Source organism: Flavitalea antarctica (assembly GCF_054461535.1).
On the sequence record NZ_JBTLQG010000005.1, the window covers coordinates 150,840 to 167,067 of the forward strand.

General features: G+C 43.1%; 15 protein-coding genes. 3 read left to right on the forward strand and 12 right to left on the reverse strand.

All coding sequences use genetic code 11. From position 1 onward, the window contains the following. Window positions 1–117 precede the first annotated feature (117 nt). Window positions 118–1,008 carry a universal stress protein gene (locus tag ACX0G7_RS07575; RefSeq protein WP_458922836.1) on the forward strand — a complete coding sequence of 297 codons (891 nt, stop codon included), beginning with the start codon at window positions 118–120 and terminating at the stop codon, window positions 1,006–1,008. Here the strand turns inward: ACX0G7_RS07575 and ACX0G7_RS07580 are convergent. The 10 genes from ACX0G7_RS07580 to ACX0G7_RS07625 form a co-directional block, all read right to left on the reverse strand. Further along, window positions 1,005–1,745, reverse strand: coding sequence for a glycosyltransferase family 2 protein (locus ACX0G7_RS07580; protein ID WP_458922837.1), 741 nt, complete (start codon window positions 1,743–1,745; stop codon window positions 1,005–1,007). The genes ACX0G7_RS07575 and ACX0G7_RS07580 overlap by 4 nt on opposite strands. A gap of 177 nt (window positions 1,746–1,922) precedes the next feature. After that, window positions 1,923–3,170, reverse strand: a complete 1,248-nt coding sequence (locus ACX0G7_RS07585; protein WP_458922838.1) for a glycosyltransferase — start codon at window positions 3,168–3,170, stop codon at window positions 1,923–1,925. Further along, window positions 3,163–4,284 (reverse strand): DegT/DnrJ/EryC1/StrS family aminotransferase, encoded by a 1,122-nt coding sequence (locus ACX0G7_RS07590; protein WP_458922839.1) that lies wholly within the window; start codon window positions 4,282–4,284, stop codon window positions 3,163–3,165. Before ACX0G7_RS07590 ends, ACX0G7_RS07585 begins: the two co-directional genes overlap by 8 nt. Beyond that, window positions 4,277–5,047 carry a class I SAM-dependent DNA methyltransferase gene (locus tag ACX0G7_RS07595; RefSeq protein ID WP_458922840.1) on the reverse strand — a complete coding sequence of 257 codons (771 nt, stop codon included), beginning with the start codon at window positions 5,045–5,047 and terminating at the stop codon, window positions 4,277–4,279. The genes ACX0G7_RS07590 and ACX0G7_RS07595 overlap by 8 nt, the downstream gene beginning before the upstream one ends. Before the next feature lie 78 nt (window positions 5,048–5,125). Next, window positions 5,126–5,521, reverse strand: coding sequence for a cupin domain-containing protein (locus tag ACX0G7_RS07600; RefSeq protein ID WP_458922841.1), 396 nt, complete (start codon window positions 5,519–5,521; stop codon window positions 5,126–5,128). A 127-nt stretch (window positions 5,522–5,648) separates the two neighbouring features. After that, window positions 5,649–6,500: a methyltransferase, TIGR04325 family gene (locus ACX0G7_RS07605; RefSeq protein WP_458922842.1), complete on the reverse strand. Its 852-nt coding sequence runs from the start codon at window positions 6,498–6,500 to the stop codon at window positions 5,649–5,651. 257 nt (window positions 6,501–6,757) lie between these two features. Continuing rightward, window positions 6,758–7,588 carry an energy transducer TonB gene (locus ACX0G7_RS07610; RefSeq protein ID WP_458922843.1) on the reverse strand — a complete coding sequence of 277 codons (831 nt, stop codon included), beginning with the start codon at window positions 7,586–7,588 and terminating at the stop codon, window positions 6,758–6,760. Window positions 7,589–7,649: 61 nt separating this feature from the next. Then, the gene (locus ACX0G7_RS07615) at window positions 7,650–8,210 is read right to left on the reverse strand and encodes an ExbD/TolR family protein (protein ID WP_458922844.1); all 561 of its coding nucleotides are present in this window, start codon (window positions 8,208–8,210) and stop codon (window positions 7,650–7,652) included. A 38-nt stretch (window positions 8,211–8,248) separates the two neighbouring features. Beyond that, entirely contained in the window at window positions 8,249–8,923 is a 675-nt protein-coding gene (locus tag ACX0G7_RS07620; protein ID WP_458922845.1) for an ExbD/TolR family protein, read from the reverse strand. 97 nt (window positions 8,924–9,020) lie between these two features. Next, a complete protein-coding gene (locus ACX0G7_RS07625) occupies window positions 9,021–9,884 on the reverse strand; it encodes a MotA/TolQ/ExbB proton channel family protein (RefSeq protein ID WP_458922846.1) in 864 nt (287 codons plus the stop codon). A 309-nt stretch (window positions 9,885–10,193) separates the two neighbouring features. On the opposite strand from ACX0G7_RS07625, the gene ACX0G7_RS07630 reads away from it, so the two are divergent. Next, on the forward strand, window positions 10,194–12,746 hold the full coding sequence (locus ACX0G7_RS07630; protein ID WP_458922847.1) for a zinc-dependent metalloprotease: 2,553 nt from the start codon (window positions 10,194–10,196) through the stop codon (window positions 12,744–12,746). A gap of 99 nt (window positions 12,747–12,845) precedes the next feature. Here the strand turns inward: ACX0G7_RS07630 and ACX0G7_RS07635 are convergent, their stop codons facing one another. Continuing rightward, window positions 12,846–14,123 (reverse strand): ABC transporter permease, encoded by a 1,278-nt coding sequence (locus ACX0G7_RS07635; RefSeq protein ID WP_458922848.1) that lies wholly within the window; start codon window positions 14,121–14,123, stop codon window positions 12,846–12,848. 139 nt (window positions 14,124–14,262) lie between these two features. Between ACX0G7_RS07635 and ACX0G7_RS07640 the strand changes: the two genes are divergently transcribed. Next, window positions 14,263–14,772, forward strand: a complete 510-nt coding sequence (locus tag ACX0G7_RS07640) for a hypothetical protein (RefSeq protein ID WP_458922849.1) — start codon at window positions 14,263–14,265, stop codon at window positions 14,770–14,772. On the opposite strand, the gene ACX0G7_RS07645 is transcribed toward ACX0G7_RS07640, so the two are convergent. Then, complete coding sequence (locus tag ACX0G7_RS07645) at window positions 14,765–16,144, reverse strand: NADH-quinone oxidoreductase subunit N (protein ID WP_458922850.1); 1,380 nt, start codon at window positions 16,142–16,144, stop codon at window positions 14,765–14,767. The two genes, ACX0G7_RS07640 and ACX0G7_RS07645, sit on opposite strands and share 8 nt — an antisense overlap. Window positions 16,145–16,228 lie beyond the last annotated feature (84 nt).

Genomic DNA, 16,228 nt, shown 5'->3' on the forward strand with positions numbered 1-16,228 from the left:
ACAACCTAATTCAAATTCTAACCGGATTCTAATATCAATATAACCCGGGCTTAATATCTGCGATCTACATTCGCTATGCCTGCATTGTTGGTGATATTCACTCACGAAATTAATCTTATGGAACTTCGAAAAATCCTGGTGCCGATAGACTTTACTGTAAATACGCATATCGCGGTTAAGAAAGCTGTAGAATTGTCCTGCCACGATGAACTCTCTGTTTATCTTTTGCACATTATGAATGCCGTTTCTGGATCCCGGGCAACAGCAGGGATGCAAGATCCATCAATTGACCAGGCAGAAAGATATCAGCGGGAAATATCCAGGCTGCAAAAATTGAGATCAGATATTTATAAAAACACACTGACAAATGCCAGTATAGAGACCATGCTTGTGGAAGGAGACATTGAGGACACTATTGTGAAAAAAGCAAAAGCCCTTGAAATCGACCTTATCATTCTCGGGCAAGCCAATGAGCAAAAAGTGTTTTCATTACTAAATATGACATCTCCGGGGCGAATTGCAACCTTAACCAGCTGCCCCGTGCTAAAGGTAAACCCTGGAGTAAAAGATCGCAGTATCAGATTAATCATTGTTCCGGTGGAGGAGCTGGTGCCTGTCAGAAAACTTGAAGTTGCAGCAACACTCGCGAGAACCCAGTCTGCGAGGATTCATTTGGTGACATCAAGCGTTAGTAATAATCAATTCATCGATCCATCCCATGCCGTTTTAAAAGCATTTGAAACCCTTCAAACATTCGGGTGTACAGCAGCAATTGAGCATAAAAGCCTCGAAGGAGATAATCTGCCAATTGCCTCTTTGAAGTATGCTGAAGCTATGGACGCCGATCTGATCCTGGTAAACCCCGACTCTCAAAAGAGCATAGCAAGCATTACCGGCCAGGAAATTACTGATCGGATAATGAAGTCTTCCTCAGTGCAGGTATTGCAAGTACCTCCATATGTTATGGGTGACTTTGAGCTCAATGAGTTTTCGAAACGCGCGATTTAGAGCAATATAAATTTTAAGATTCGCTTTTTGAGATGATGAATCCTGCTGCTAACCCGGTTCCTGAAATGTTGAAAATAGTCTGCTTTGATAAGACGTATTTTCTCTTCGAAAGGAATGTCCCTTTTACCAGAACTAAATCCCTGGTTGCTATAACGGACTATCAGTAAGTCTGAAAATTGTCTTTCTTTCCCCGCCAGGAATACCTTGAGATTAAAGTCCCAGTCCGCATGTACCTGGAATCGAAGATCAAAGGGTCCAAGTTCTTCGAATAATGTCTTTTTAATAAATATGGCCTGGTGACAGATATTTGACTTCAGTAAATGGCGCAAACCAAATTTTCCATCATATATCGCTTTGGTTTCTTCAATCAATGCATTACCATAAAAAAAATCGGTTGAGTCTGATTTTGACAACCCTTGTTTCACCTGGGCAAATATGTCGTTACTATGCAGGCAGTCGTCCGAGCCAAGAAAATAAAGCCATTTGCCACTGGCAAGCGCTGCACCCTTATTCATTGCATGGAAAATCCCATTGTCCTTTTCACTGATAAATTTGTAATCAAGACCAGGATTCTGCTCAAGAAACGATTTTACGAGACAGAGTGTATTATCAGTAGACAGACCGTCGATGATCAAAATTTCAAAGTCTTGAAAAGTTTGATTTACAAGACTACGAAGGCAATTCCCGACAGTTTTTTCGCAGTTATAAGTGGGAATTATGACACTTAAAAAGGGCATTGACTGCAAGATTGTTTGGATAGCAAATTTATTATGAAAGTCCTTGAAAATAGTAAATTAATCGTCATCGCAGCCCATATTTTACAAATATACTCTAAAATCATGCCGGTCAAAGGCCTTACGCAAACAACCTTTGGAAGTGCTTCGTTAGCCAGGAGATTTGTAATCCACTCATTGCTAATATTGTTTGAAGTTCCAGCCAAATAACTTGCGGGCATTTCTGATGCGAAGAAAACCACTTTCGATACTTTTCATACAATTTTCCTTGGTAAAACGTTCATTTCTAATGCCTGTTCTGGGCGACTTCAGATTATGCATAGTTTCCATAGCCTGAGATAAGCTTTCAGTATCACCAGTCGGAACGAAAATATTTGACCCCGACGGCAGCAGTTCACGGTGGCCCTTGAAGTCGTTACAAATTACCGGACATCCAATTGCCTGTGCCTCAAGCAACGGCAGATTTGTTGGTCCGAGATAACTTGCCATTACCAGGGAAATTGCTGTTTTATAAAAGGCATATAATGTTTCGGTCGATACAAAGCCGGTCAACACTACTTCATTCTCCAATTCAAGTTCTTTGATAACTGTCTTTATATACCCGAGGTTCCCTTTGTCGGAACCTGTAAATACCATCCTTATCCCTGGATATTTTTTGGTGAATTTCTTAAATGCAACCAATAGTCCGTAATGGTTCTTATGGGACCAAAACTGCGCGGGATAAAAAAAGTATCTATCTGACTCCAGGTCGTATTTGAGCAAAATCGAGTCGATAACTTCCTTTGCCAAATTCAGCCCGGTAATTTTTCCTGCAAACATCGGAACAACAAAAATTCTTTCAGGGTTTATGGGCTTGTAGCTAAGCAATTCTTCTTTTCCTGCATCTGATTCGCAAAAAATGGCAAATGCCTTTGAGACCCATTGCGAGTAGTATTTATCTCTTTTTTCAAATACGCCATTCATCGTTACCTCGGGAAAAGCAAACATGCTAAAATGGCCAATGTCCCAATGCGTTTCAACAAAAGGATAATCCAAAAATTGCGCAAAGGGAACTATGTTATAAATGATGTCAATTTTCTTTGCTATCAATGCATCCCGGAGATACTTGTTCTCGCGGTTAGTGAGTTTTGTCTTCAGTGCTTTTATGATATTCAGCTTATAAAAAGATGAATTCTTTTTGAGTCTTTTAGTTAACCGGAAGATCATTTTTTCATTCCACGAAAAATAGTCCTGGACGTTTATATAATCGATCCTCTTTTTAAATTTCGCATGTGCAACTGGAGTGAAGCTTATAAAGCTGAAGTCAAGATCTTCATGAAACTCATAATTGTCAATAGCTTCCACAACAGAATCAAAATAGGAAAACCCGCCCCCCAGCTCCGGGGTATATCCCTCCTTAAGTATAATTCCAATACTTAACTTATTCATAAAATGATTTGATTGCGCTGACTACTGTTTCCTGGTCTGCCTGTGTCAGCCCAAGTCCACTGGGGAGATAAAACCCGTTCCTGGCAATTTTCTCTGACTCCGGGTAAGACTCATTCTTAAATAGCCCCATTTGTAAAAAAACAGGTTGTTCATGCATACACCAGAAGAAGGGCCGTGTACCAATTTTTTTCTTCGAAAGAAATAAGGTCAGGTCTTCATTTTCTTTTTGCGAAGGAGCAAGCAAAGCAAAAACCCAATAGATATTTTTTGCATAGTCAGTCGTCTCAACCGGAAGCATAAATCCTTTGCTTTCAAGGAACTTTAAATTCTCCTGGTAGAACTTTCCGATGTCCCTTTTCTTAGCGACAAAGGTATCTATTTGCTCTAGTTGGGCCAGACCCAATGCTGCCTGCATGTTCGTCATGCGGTAATTCCAACCAAGCTCATAATGAATAAATCTTCTGCCCTCCGGCTCGAATGCCAGGTTCCGCAATTTCCGGCATTTTGATGCGAGAACAGGATCGTTACACATCAGCATTCCTCCCTCACCGGTTGTTATATGTTTGTTAGGATAGAAACTAAAAATAGAAATGTCGCCAAAACTACCACACATTTTTCCTCTGTACGTCTGGCCATGCATCTCCGCCGCATCTTCAATAACTTTCAGATTATGTTTTCGCGCAATGGCAATCACAGCATCCATATCAACGGGGAGACCATAAATATGAACAACGAGAATAGCTTTTGTCCTGGAATTTATTTTTGATTCAATCCTGGATACATCAATGTTCCAGCTATCTTTATCACAATCCACCAACACGGGTATACCACCGGCACGAATAACAGACTGTGCCGGAGAGATGATGGTGAATGCAGGCATGATGACCTCATCACCTTCACCGATACCAATAGCCTGAACAGCAATATCAAGTGCCGCTGAACCGCTCGAAACTGCAACACCATGTTCAGTTCCGATATAGTCACTGAACTTTTTTTCAAATTCAGTGATAAAAGGCCCTTCGGACGATATCCAGCCTGTCTCGATACATTGAGACAAATATTTCAATTCATTCCCGGTGAGGCTTGGAGTATTTACTGGAACAGGGTTAGACATGATTTTGTTTTTGTAAAATGAAGCATACTCCCCATGTATTTTCACCCGGAGTTTCGCCTGTCATAAATTCCTCTGCTGAAATTACCTGTAAACCCACTGCTGATGCAAGCAATGCAATTTCAGGTTCACTGAAATGACGCATGGGATGTTTCTCATTGAATATCCTGATATTACTATCCGCTTTATTTTCGATTATTATTTCATAATTAACGTCTATGATATTGACACGATGATGAATCACCGGCTCAGCAATGCGTACAATATTTACTGTATCATCAGAAAGTCTTTTAACCCTTGTCTCAGGCTTCTGATGGTACACCGCTGGTGAATACCAGACATCAAAAATAAAGACTCCGCCCGGTTTCAGGTGTCGTTCAACGTTAGCAAAAGCAGCTAAGAGGTCTGCATTATCGGTGAGATAACTTATAACGTGAAATAATGAAATGGCGACGTCAAACTGATCTGCCAACGAAAAAGAGCTGATATCATTTATTTCATAACTGATGTTTTCCGACGGGAGTTTTTGAGCTATTTCAACCATCTCACTACTTCTCTCGATACCGTGAATCTTAAATCCCTGTTCCGCCAGCAACCTGGCATGTTTGCCTGTACCTGAACCCAGTTCAAGAATATGTTTTGCTTCCGGATCGTATTTCTTTATCAGGTCAAATACATACTCTGCTTCCGCATTATAATTTTTGTCCTTATATAACAGGTCATAATACTTGCCGTATGCCTGAAAGTTAGTACTGGTCCTTTCCATCGACTTAGGTTAAGATACGGTTGTGCATTTCGGTGAAGAGTGGTTTTGTAAGCCATGTCATGGCTTAGAGATCCTTAATTAAAATTTAGTTTTATCCGCGTCTCCTGAATAAGGGCCTTGTTTCACTTCTATCATTTCGCAATTTTCCATCATCTCAAATCCATGACCGCCGGATGCAAGAAGAATAACGTCTCCTGTTTGTAATTCCCTGCTAAATAGATATGTCTTTTCGTTATTGTAGAAATCAACCTTTACCTTTCCTGATTTGATAAACAAAACTTCTTGTGTTAAGGTAACCTTACGTTCAATATGATTATGTATGTGGGGATCAATCCTATAGCCGGCTGGTCGGTTCATATATCCGAGTTGTTGTGAAAAGTCGCCTGGCGTAAAAAATTCAATACCGGTTTTGGAGAACTTGCTCGATATGATGATTGCTAACAATTCATCACCGTCTTTAATGTGTTCAATCATACAGGTTGTCGTAGTTGGTGTCGGTTCGCCAAGATAGATTAAAAAACTGACCGGTGAATTTTCCCAGGCAATTTCCAGGAAAATTCATCGCGGGAACCGAATTTCGCAATGCAGTTAATCGGAAATATCAGGGCTTCAATTTAAAATAGAAGCCTTTCCAATAAACTTTTTTACCATCCTGAAGGTATATCCCAACATCTGCATAACTGTCAAAATCTGCGATCAGTTCATATTTTTCGGAGATTCTCCGCAAGAATTGTTCTTCATTGAAGAACGTACATGGGTATGACCCGGAATACATGGCACTCGGCACAAGTTGTAAGGTGATTCTATCAGCTTTATCCCTGATGAAACACGTCCTGTCAAAAACCAGGTTTTGTATTCCTAAAGACAATGCAAAGTCCAGCACATCGTATGGTTTAGGCAGATACTGGCAGACGCCCGAAAAAAGTAAAATATTGGTAGGTTGGATTTCCAGTGCTTCCTCTATAGTGTGAAAAAACCGGAGGTTTTTATCTTCGAAATATTGCCGCCCATTTTCCACGAATGACTTCTGTTCGACCACTTTCCACTGTAGGCTATTCAAGTGCTTTAAGAAGTGAATATTCTGAAAATAGGTGCTACCCAAAGAACCGCCGAAGTCTACCACTGATAGCCTCAGATCGTTTTGTACCGCAACATGCTGAAAGATTGCCAGGAGCGGCCAGTCATAATAAATCTTGTCGAATAGGATTGAATCCCGTTCATATTTACCCGTCTCGTTTTTCACCTGTAACAGGGCATCCCTGACCTTATTAACGATGGCTTCGTCCCCGTAACCTTTGGCGTGTCTGGCAGCTTCTTCAAATGTTGAATAATTTCCGACAAACTTTCCCTTATTGGGAATGATCCCGTTGCTCCCGAACGACCGGCTTGCCTTTCTCAAGAGAGAAAAAACCAAGGGAGGAGTTAAGCCTTTGATGATATTTTTCAACTTCACGATGACTGCGTTTGATGAAATTACTGGTGAGCAGATGGCTTCACATGATAAAAATAGCCATTGACCAGTGGCTGCTTTTGAAAAAATAGCCAGTGACCAGTGGCTGCTTTTGAAAAAGATGCGTGCGACTAATTAAATACGTAAGTGTCGACACAATAGCATTCTGGTTTCCCAAATTAACAATTAAAAGCTTATGGATCTGGCACAAAAAAAGTCTCCCGAAAATTCGGGAGACTAAAAATATAAACCGTTATTTGTTATCCTTCTGTTTCGAGACGGAAAACGATAGGCTGTTTTTTGTATGATTTTACCTGGCGACCATTTTGTACTGCAGGTTGCCATTTACCACTTTTCTTGATAACGCGGGCGGCTTCATCATGCAGTTCTTTAGGACCACTGATTGCCTGAACCTCACTCACATTACCTTCCTTATCAACGATGAACTGAACTACAACTGTTCCCTGGATTTCATTATCGATGGCTTCCTGCGGGTAACGTAAACTTTTGTTCAGGTAACGTGACCATGCACCGGGACCACCTGGATATGAAGATTCAATTTCTACCTTGGTAAAGGTTTTATCGTAATCTTCTTCGACTTTCTTAGGCGCTTCAACAACACCTTTTCCGTCATCAATCGGTGGAGCAACGATACCCTCGTCCTTAACACCTTCCTGGTTTACAATGGAGATCTTTGTGTCTTCCAGTTTCTCAACTTCCGGTGGTTTCTCATCTTCCTTCACCTCTTCATCTTTTACGATTTTAGGTGGAGTGAATTTGGTCATTTCCACTTTTGGAGGATCTGGTGGCTTTGGAGGAGGTGGTGGAGGTGGTTCCTCAGGTTTTTCCTCCTTGATGTTCTCAAGTTCCACGTCTGCAACAATCATCTCCTTTTTATCACCCTCGTCGCTTAAATTATTTGCCAGCAGGTAGCCAATAAACAAAAGTGCAAGCAGGGCAGCCATGGAGATGATCGCGATGGTAAGGCGTTTATTATAGCCTTTCCTCAACTCATAAGCACCATATTCCTTGTTTCTTCCTTCGAAGATGATATCAAGGATATCGGCACTCATAATTTTATTAATGTCCATGTGTTGAAGTATTTGTTATTAAGATTCAGTTACAACCGGATTCCATATTAAAATACAGGAATTATTTTGCAGGCGCCGGTGCTGCCGGACTTCCACCGCCCTGGCTAGCTTTAACCAGTTGAAGTTCAGCTTCTGCGATATCTACCAATGCATACCTTTTTATTTCGCTGATGGTCATCTCATCCAATATATCAACAGTGTTGACATATTTTGATTCGGGACCAGGTTTGATAACAACCACAAAATCTTCTGGCCTGGTACTTCTTTTCTTGGTTATGAGGACATCACGGACTTCTTTGAAGTTGGTACTTTTGAAATTTGCACCGTCCGGGGAAAGGATCCCCTCATAATAGAATATCTGGTTGTCTTTACCAAGCAACAGGGTCAGTGCTCCTGACTCCTTGGCTTTATTTTGCTCCTCCGGCTTTTCGGTATCCTTTGGAAGGTATAACCTCATAGCCGTCGGCTCACTCATGGTAGTGGTGAAGATAAAGAAGGTGATCAGCAGGAACCCAAGGTCAACCATGGGAGTAAGATCAACCCTTGTGGATTGCTTCTTCGCTTTTTTTACGCCTGGCCCTTTTTTATGCCCACCCCCACCGGAGGTATCCATTTCTGCCATAAAAAAATGTTTTTGTTGTTTCTAATGTTGTTTCAGGCTTACTCAGCGGGTTCCTGTGTGGCACCCCTGCTTGCATTCCTCTTATACAATTCGCTACCCAATGGCACATTTTCCTGGTCCGTGATCATCTGGAATTTCATCAGGTCATTCTTTTTGAAGGCATCAATTACGCCTTTGAAAGAAGGATATGTTGCATTCGCATCACCTTTTACCAGTAATTGCATGGTTTTACTTTGAAACGCAGAAGCTGCAGCCTGCATCCAGAGAGACATTTCATTGTTAAGGGTGTCAGTGACCGGAATTCCTGGTTGCTTTACGGTTGCCTGTTGTTCAGGAGTAAAACCAAGATATTGTTTCAACTGGCTGAACGGAACCCCAACGAAAGAACCGGTCTTCAGGAAAGCGTTTTTTTCCTGGGCAGTTAACCCCAATTGCTTTTGCTGGTCGATAATGTCAATGGTTTTTTGCTTTTCTTCCCGATTGTCATCGCCGATAGAAAAATAAACTTTGCCGTCTTTATCCATAGTCACCAGTACCACATTTTTCATCTCCGCAGGTTTAGTCTGCACAGATTTAGGTGTCGTAACCTTCAGTGCCTCATCAGGCTTGAAACTGGTGGTAAGAATGAAAAACGAAAGCAACAAAAAAGCCACATCGCACATCGCAGTCATGTCCACACTCGTGCTTTTTCTGGGAACTTTTACTTTTGGCATGTCTTTATAATTTCTGTTTCGTTAAGAGATTCATTTTCCCGCCTTTTCCATAAATACTCCGAAAAGAAATTTACAGCGGGCGGGACGCCCTTTACAATTATTTGTACAGGGTTGCGAAACTCTGGGTCAGGGTGAAACCTGATTCATCAATACCGTATGTGATACCGTCAATTTTTGTTGTAAACACGTTGTACATGATGATCGCAACTGCGGATGTACCGATACCGAGTGCTGTATTGTACAGCGCCTCAGAGATACCTCTTGAAAGCTCAGCCGCAGCAGAACCACCACCTTCAGCACCAAGGGCAGAGAATGAAGTGATCATACCGATAACTGTTCCAAGAAGACCAATAAGTGTTGCGACTGAAGCCAGTGTAGAAAGGAAAACCAGGTTTTTTTCAAGCATAGGTAATTCAAGAGCGGTTGCTTCTTCAACTTCTTTCTGAATGTTCATTACTTTTTGCTCAGTTGATAACTCAGTATCAGTGATCATTTCTTTGTACTTGCGAAGCCCGGCTTTCATAACATTACCAACACTACCTTTTTGTTTGTCACACTCAGCAATTGCTGCGTCAACATTTTTGTTAGCCAGGTGATACTGTACTTTACGGATGAATTCAGCGATATTACCGCTACCGGTTGCCCGGGTGATGGTCATGAATCTTTCGATACAAAACACCAATACGATTAAGAAGCAAGCAATCAGAACAGGTACAATAATTCCACCCTCATACATTTTTACCAGACCTCCGATCGGGCCTTCGTGTTTGGGCCAGAAGCCACCAGCTGGATCAGGCTTAGAAAAATTACTTGCATTACCTAATACAAATCGCCAGATTCCATATCCACCAAGGATACACAACACAGGGGCAACCCAAGAAATGGAATTGCTGCTTTTTTTCGGTTGAACAGAAGTACTACTCTTTGCAGCAGCGGTTGCAGTTGGTCTAGTCTCAGCCATGATTGTTTGTTTTTTTAGTTGTTTAAAAATTGACCTTATGGATAGATTAAAAAATTACGCGCATTACCGGGTAAAAGCTGATTATTCTAACAGATACTTAAACTTCAATTATAGGACGGGGTTCACAAGATAAGGAATTTCTCAAATGCCGGTCGTAAATGTAGGCATTTGTTGGATAAATTATATGGCAATATAAAGACTTAATTTAAAAACAAATTAACAACGCTGATTTTTTTTCTCAATGCGCTGAACACCTGTCCCATAAAGGTCTTTTTAGTATCTTCACTTACTAAATTTTATTACTACTATATGTACCAAAACTACTGTTTAAAAAAATCCGTACTGCTTGTTGCATTCACGGGAAGCCTGCTGTTGACGATGGCACAGGACCGGAGGCAGACACCCCCAAGACCTGCAACAACTCCTGCAGATACATCAAGACCCAGACCACCCGCGGTAACCCCAAGGCCCGGGCCGAAACCATACAAAGAAGTCATCACTTCAAAGGCCGTATCACGTAAAGGACTATTCACAGTACATAAACTGGAAGACAAATATTTCTTCGAATTGGGTGACTCTGTTATGGGAAGAGATATCCTCGTGGTGAACCGTATCTCAAAAGCCCCTATCAACACCCGCTCCGGGTTCCTGGGTTTTGCCGGTGATGAGATCAATGAAAATGTGATCCGCTTTGAAAGAGGACCGAATAACAGGGTCTTCCTTCGAAATATATCATTCTCGGTATATGCAAAAGATTCCACTAAGCCGATGTTTAAAACGGTTCAGAATTCCAACATTCAACCCATCGCTGCCGCCTTTGATGTGAAGGCATTTTCACAGGATAGCGCAGGGGTAGTACTTGACCTGACCGACTTTATCAGTTCAGACAATGATATTTTCTTCTTTGCCCCTTCTGTGAAGACCGCACTGAGGATCGGTGGGGTACAGGCAGATAAGTCATATATCGTTGATGTGAGGACCTACCCTATCAATACTGAGATCCGTACAGTGAAGACCTATTCGAAATCCCCGGCACCGTCATTGTTCCCCGGGGTACCATCGCAGGGTCCTGCAGGCAATGCTACTTTCGAACTGAACACATCAATTGTAATGCTGCCTAAGGTTCCCATGAGATCCAGGTTTTATGATGACCGTGTTGCTTACTTCTCCACAGGATTTACTGATTTCGATGCTGATCCACAGGGTGTGAAAGACATCAGCCTCATTACCCGCTGGAAGCTGGAAGTGAAACCGGGCGATGTAGATAAGTTTAAGAAAGGTGAACTCGTTGAACCGGTTAAACCCATCATCTATTATATCGACCCTGCCACCCCTGAAAAATGGGTTCCTTACCTGATCCAGGGAGTGAATGACTGGCAGAAGGCTTTCGAAAAAGCCGGGTTTAAAAATGCCATCATGGCTAAGCGTGCGCCAACCAAACAGGAAGACAGTACATGGAGCCTTGATGACGCTAGATTCTCAGCGATTGTTTATAAACCATCAGATATCCCTAACGCGATGGGCCCGCATATCCATGACCCACGCAGCGGAGAGATCATGGAATCACATATCAACTGGTATCATAATGTAATGAACCTGCTGAGGAACTGGTACATGATCCAGGCATCACCAAGTGATCCCAAAGCCCGCACAGGTAAATTTAGTGATGAACTTATGGGACAGCTGATCCGTTTCGTTTCATCTCACGAGGTGGGTCATACCCTCGGTCTTCCTCATAACATGGGCTCTTCATCTGCCACGCCGGTTGAGAAACTGCGCGACAAGGCATATGTGGAAGCTAATGGTCACACTGCATCCATTATGGACTATGCCCGGTTTAATTACGTGGCACAACCGGAAGATAAGATAGGTCCTGCCGGCTTATATCCAAGGATCGGCGATTACGATCTCTGGGCTATCGAATGGGGATATAAACCTGTGCTTGACAAAACTGAAGAGGAAGAGAAAGCTATACTGAACGACTGGGTAAAACAACGTTATGACAACCCAAGATTACGTTTCTATTTTCAGAATGGAGCAGATCCCCGTGCCCAAACGGAAGACCTCGGTGATAATGCCATGAAGGCAAGCGAGTACGGAATAAAAAATCTTAAGTACCTGTTACCAAAGTTGCCTGAATGGTTGAACGAAAAAGGGGAAGACTTCAAAGAGCTAACTGCTGTCTACAACGAAGTTATCGGTCAGTACAACCGTTACCTTAATCATGTTGCAACAAACATTGGTGGCATCATGACGAACTATAAAACAACAGATCAGTCCGGAGCAGTGTTTACAGTAAATCCCAGAGCAAGGCAAAAGGAAGCGCTGGCGTTTATCCAGAAACACTTGTTCGAAACGCCAACATGGTTGCTTGAGAAATCGATACTGGAAAAAACCGTCACACCAGTGACTGACCGTATCAGCACTTTGCAGGATTCCTACCTGGGTAACCTGTTGTCCACTGCACGCCTCCAGCGGCTGGTATCTTCTGTAAACAGGGATCCATCCGGGTACAGGATTGATGAATATATGGATGATCTGAAAAAAGGAATTTTTACAGAACTCAGTGGTAAAAAACCTATCGATAATTACCGTCGTAATCTGCAAAAATCCTTTGTCGAGAGAATGGGAGCAATCGTCAACCCGGCCGCCACAACAGGCGGACCAGGAGGCGGCATAATCTTCTCTTTCGGACCTGTTATCGATGTGAGGAAATCAGATATCATGTCTGTAGCCAAAGGCACACTGAGAACGCTGAAATCAGAAATTTCGGCTAGCCTCGCAGGTTATAGCGACCGTATGAGCAGATATCATCTGCAGGATCTGAATGACAGAATTGACAGAATCTTAAATCCAAGATAAGTCATCAGCAATAATGAGTCTGCAGAAAGAATTGATGAAATGTAAACAAGAAAGCTGCCCATCAGGCAGCTTTCTTGTTTACATATTTTAGTAAGTCAATTACTCATAACGTAACGCTTCGATGGGGTTCATTCTTGATGCTTTATAAGCCGGATAAAGTCCGGCAAGCAGGCCCACAATAAAACAAATTATGATCCCGATAAACATCCATTGATAAGGAACTACAAATCCTGTGTTCAGTACAAGGGCGAAACTATTGCCAACAATTACCCCGAGGATCACTCCAAAAAAAGCACCCATCAGGCTGATCACTATAGCTTCTGATAAAAACTGAATCCGGATATTCTTCTCTTTTCCACCGATTGCTTTAATCAAACCAATCTCTTTGGTTCGCTCCGTAACGGCAACAAGCATGATGTTCATAAGACCAATGGCTGCCCCGATCAATGTAATGAATCCGATAACTACAGCAGCCCCCGTCAGTCCACTCAGAAAAGAAAGCAATAAGGCTACGAAGCTGTCACTTTTATCCATTACAAAATTGTCCTCCTCGGTAGTAGACAGCTGCCTGATAGGTCTGAATACGCCGGTGGCCTGGCCTATGGCCCCATCCATCAGATTGATATTATCTACCTTCACCTGTATAGAGAAAGAGGCATTGGGATTGGAATTAAAAAAACGCCGCACGTTATTATAGGAAGTCAGGACCACATTATCCAGGCTTCGTCCCAGGGTGGACCCCTTAGGCTTTAGTGTACCGACAACCCGGAAAGGAATGTTGTTTATCTTGATGACTTTCTCTAGACCGGCTGCAAGATTTTGTCCAAAAAACCTGGTGGCAATATCAGCCCCGATTACTGCCACATTACGGCCGGTTTCTATATCCAGGGTAGTAAGGTTCCTGCCGTAAGCAATTTCATACCCATTGTGAAAGATATAGTTTTCATCGATGCCATTGATATAGACCGTTGGGTTCGACTTTTTACTACCGAGTGATACCACCGCATCCCTTGAGCCAAAAAGCGTAAGCGCAACGGTAGCGGGATAATCGAACCGCTTTTTGAATTGCTCTGCATGTTCGCGGGAAATGGGTTTACCGAGGCTGGATTTTTTGGCTTTTTTCTGGCCTTTGGTTTCTCTCTTCAATTCAGAACCCCCGCCAAAAAAGTTGCGCGGTTCCCTGAACCTGATGGTGAAACCAGTGGCCCCCATGGATGAAAAACTCTCGATAAACTTTTGCTGCATTGCTTCAATGGCGGTTTTGATACCCACCAGGGCCATAATGCCAAACGCAATGATTGCGACAGTTAAACCGGTTCGGAGCTTATTGCCGCGAACCGTACGGAATGCGAGGAGAAATGTATCGAGAAATTTCATGGTATGTTTGAATTAGGCCGGAGGCATATAAACCGGGTCACCCTGGTTGTTGGTCGTTGCTCCTGACCCGTAATTACAAGGTACAGGTACTAAATTAAGTATTGGGACCCACTATTCGAAAATTATCCCGGTCGGTTATTTGAACGGTATCCACAATATTCCCCTGGATTACCGGATGTGGCTCCTGATACCTGGTCAGTTATCTGTTGATATTGTGCGTGCGGGAGCGTTCACTTGGTATCTCACGACGCCGGATGGGCCTGAGGTGGGTCTGATTGCCACTGTGATTCCTCCCGCGGACCAGGGTTTTATTGCCGTTCCGTGCGTGCGGGAGGAATCGAAGGTGGCAGATCAGACCCACCTCAGGCCCTCCGCGCTCGTTCCAACTGTCGTTCTCTGGGAAGGATATGCGATGAGCAAAATTATATTCACCATTCACTTGAAGCCGGGAGTTGGCACTTATTGCTTTAAAACGGAAAGTTCAGGCACCGGAAGTCGTACCACCGGATCGCAAAAGTCACTCGTTTGGAGATGGATTAAATCAGTGATTGGTGCTGGCACGGTGCACAGGGCTGGTTATAGATTACAAAATGCGAGGGCAATGGAAGAAGACTGGTCAGGGCACAAAAAGCCGAACCAAATCACATGAAATACCAAAGTTTATTGATCAGCCACTCGGGAAAGACACCAAGAAAGATAAGGAAGGCTGCCAATGCGATCAGCTTCCAGCGAAAAAGCAGGCTTGTCTGAACATCCTGTTTTTCTCCATCCTTGAAGTACATCGCCTGGATAACGCGGAAATAATAATATACGCTGATCGCCGCGCAAACAACGCCCAGTATAACCAGCCAGAAAACACGGCCGTTTTGAACTGCGGCAGACAGCATATAAAATTTGGCCATAAACCCGGCAGTTGCAGGTATGCCGGAAAGTGAAAGGAGAAATATCGTATTGGTTGCAGCAAGCACCGGGTGATTTTTGCCGAGACCATTATATCCTTCGTATGTATAATCCTTCAATTTGAGCAGTATGGCAAATACACCGATCGTAGCCAGGCTATAAGCTGCGGCGTAATACAAAATTCCCTCTACTGCCAGGCTGTTCAGTGCAACGAGTGCAAACATCATGAAACCAGCCTGGGCGATACTCGAATACGCCAACATACGTTTGACACTTTGCTGAAAGATCGCAGTAATGTTCCCGATCACCAGGGTAGCGGCAGTAATGATTGAAATGATCAATTGCCACTCTGTGTGCATTGACTCAAAACTTCCCTTAAACAGACGGATAAAGGCGATAAATGCGGCTGCCTTCACAATGGTTGCCATAAATGAAGTAAACACTGTTGGCGCACCGTCATAAACATCCGGTGTCCAGAAGTGAAAAGGTGCGGCCGAAACCTTAAAAGCCATCGAAAACATCAACAACAGCATTCCCGCACCGACCATCGGGGTCAGGGGACCACTGCCAAGAGAAATCACCTCCATATTAAAACTTCCCTTCGCTCCATAAATCAGGGTAATTCCCATGAGCATCAGGCCGGTTGAAAAAGCACCCATTAAAAAGTACTTCAGGGAGGCTTCATTGCTCTTCAGATTGCGCTTGTCGCTGCCCGTTAGAATGTATAAAGGAATCGAGATGATCTCGATACCAAGGAACAACATCAACAACGTATTAAAAGAGGACGCAATCGCAACACCGCTAAGCACAAAAAATATTAATGCAAGATAATCCGCAAGGTTGTTGCCGACTTTCTCCATATCGGGCCCCGAAAGCAGAAAGTAAACCAGGGTACAACCCACGGCAATGGCGTTGAACAGCATACCGAAGTTATCAAACACCAGCATGTTATGGGTATTGATGTCGAACAGCGGGTTGCCGCTCATGTCCATCACGATCCCCGCCAGTAAAATAAATAGTCCGGCGGTCGCGATGTTCCTGATCATGATGTTACTCTTGCTCACGATACCGCTGAACATCATAACCACTCCCCAGATTGCCGAAATTATAATTGCATTCATCCGTTCATTTTTATTTTGTTGGTCCTTGCCTTCTCTGATGGCAGCACGGGGTTAAACGCCCCACCAACCTTGCCAATCTATTTT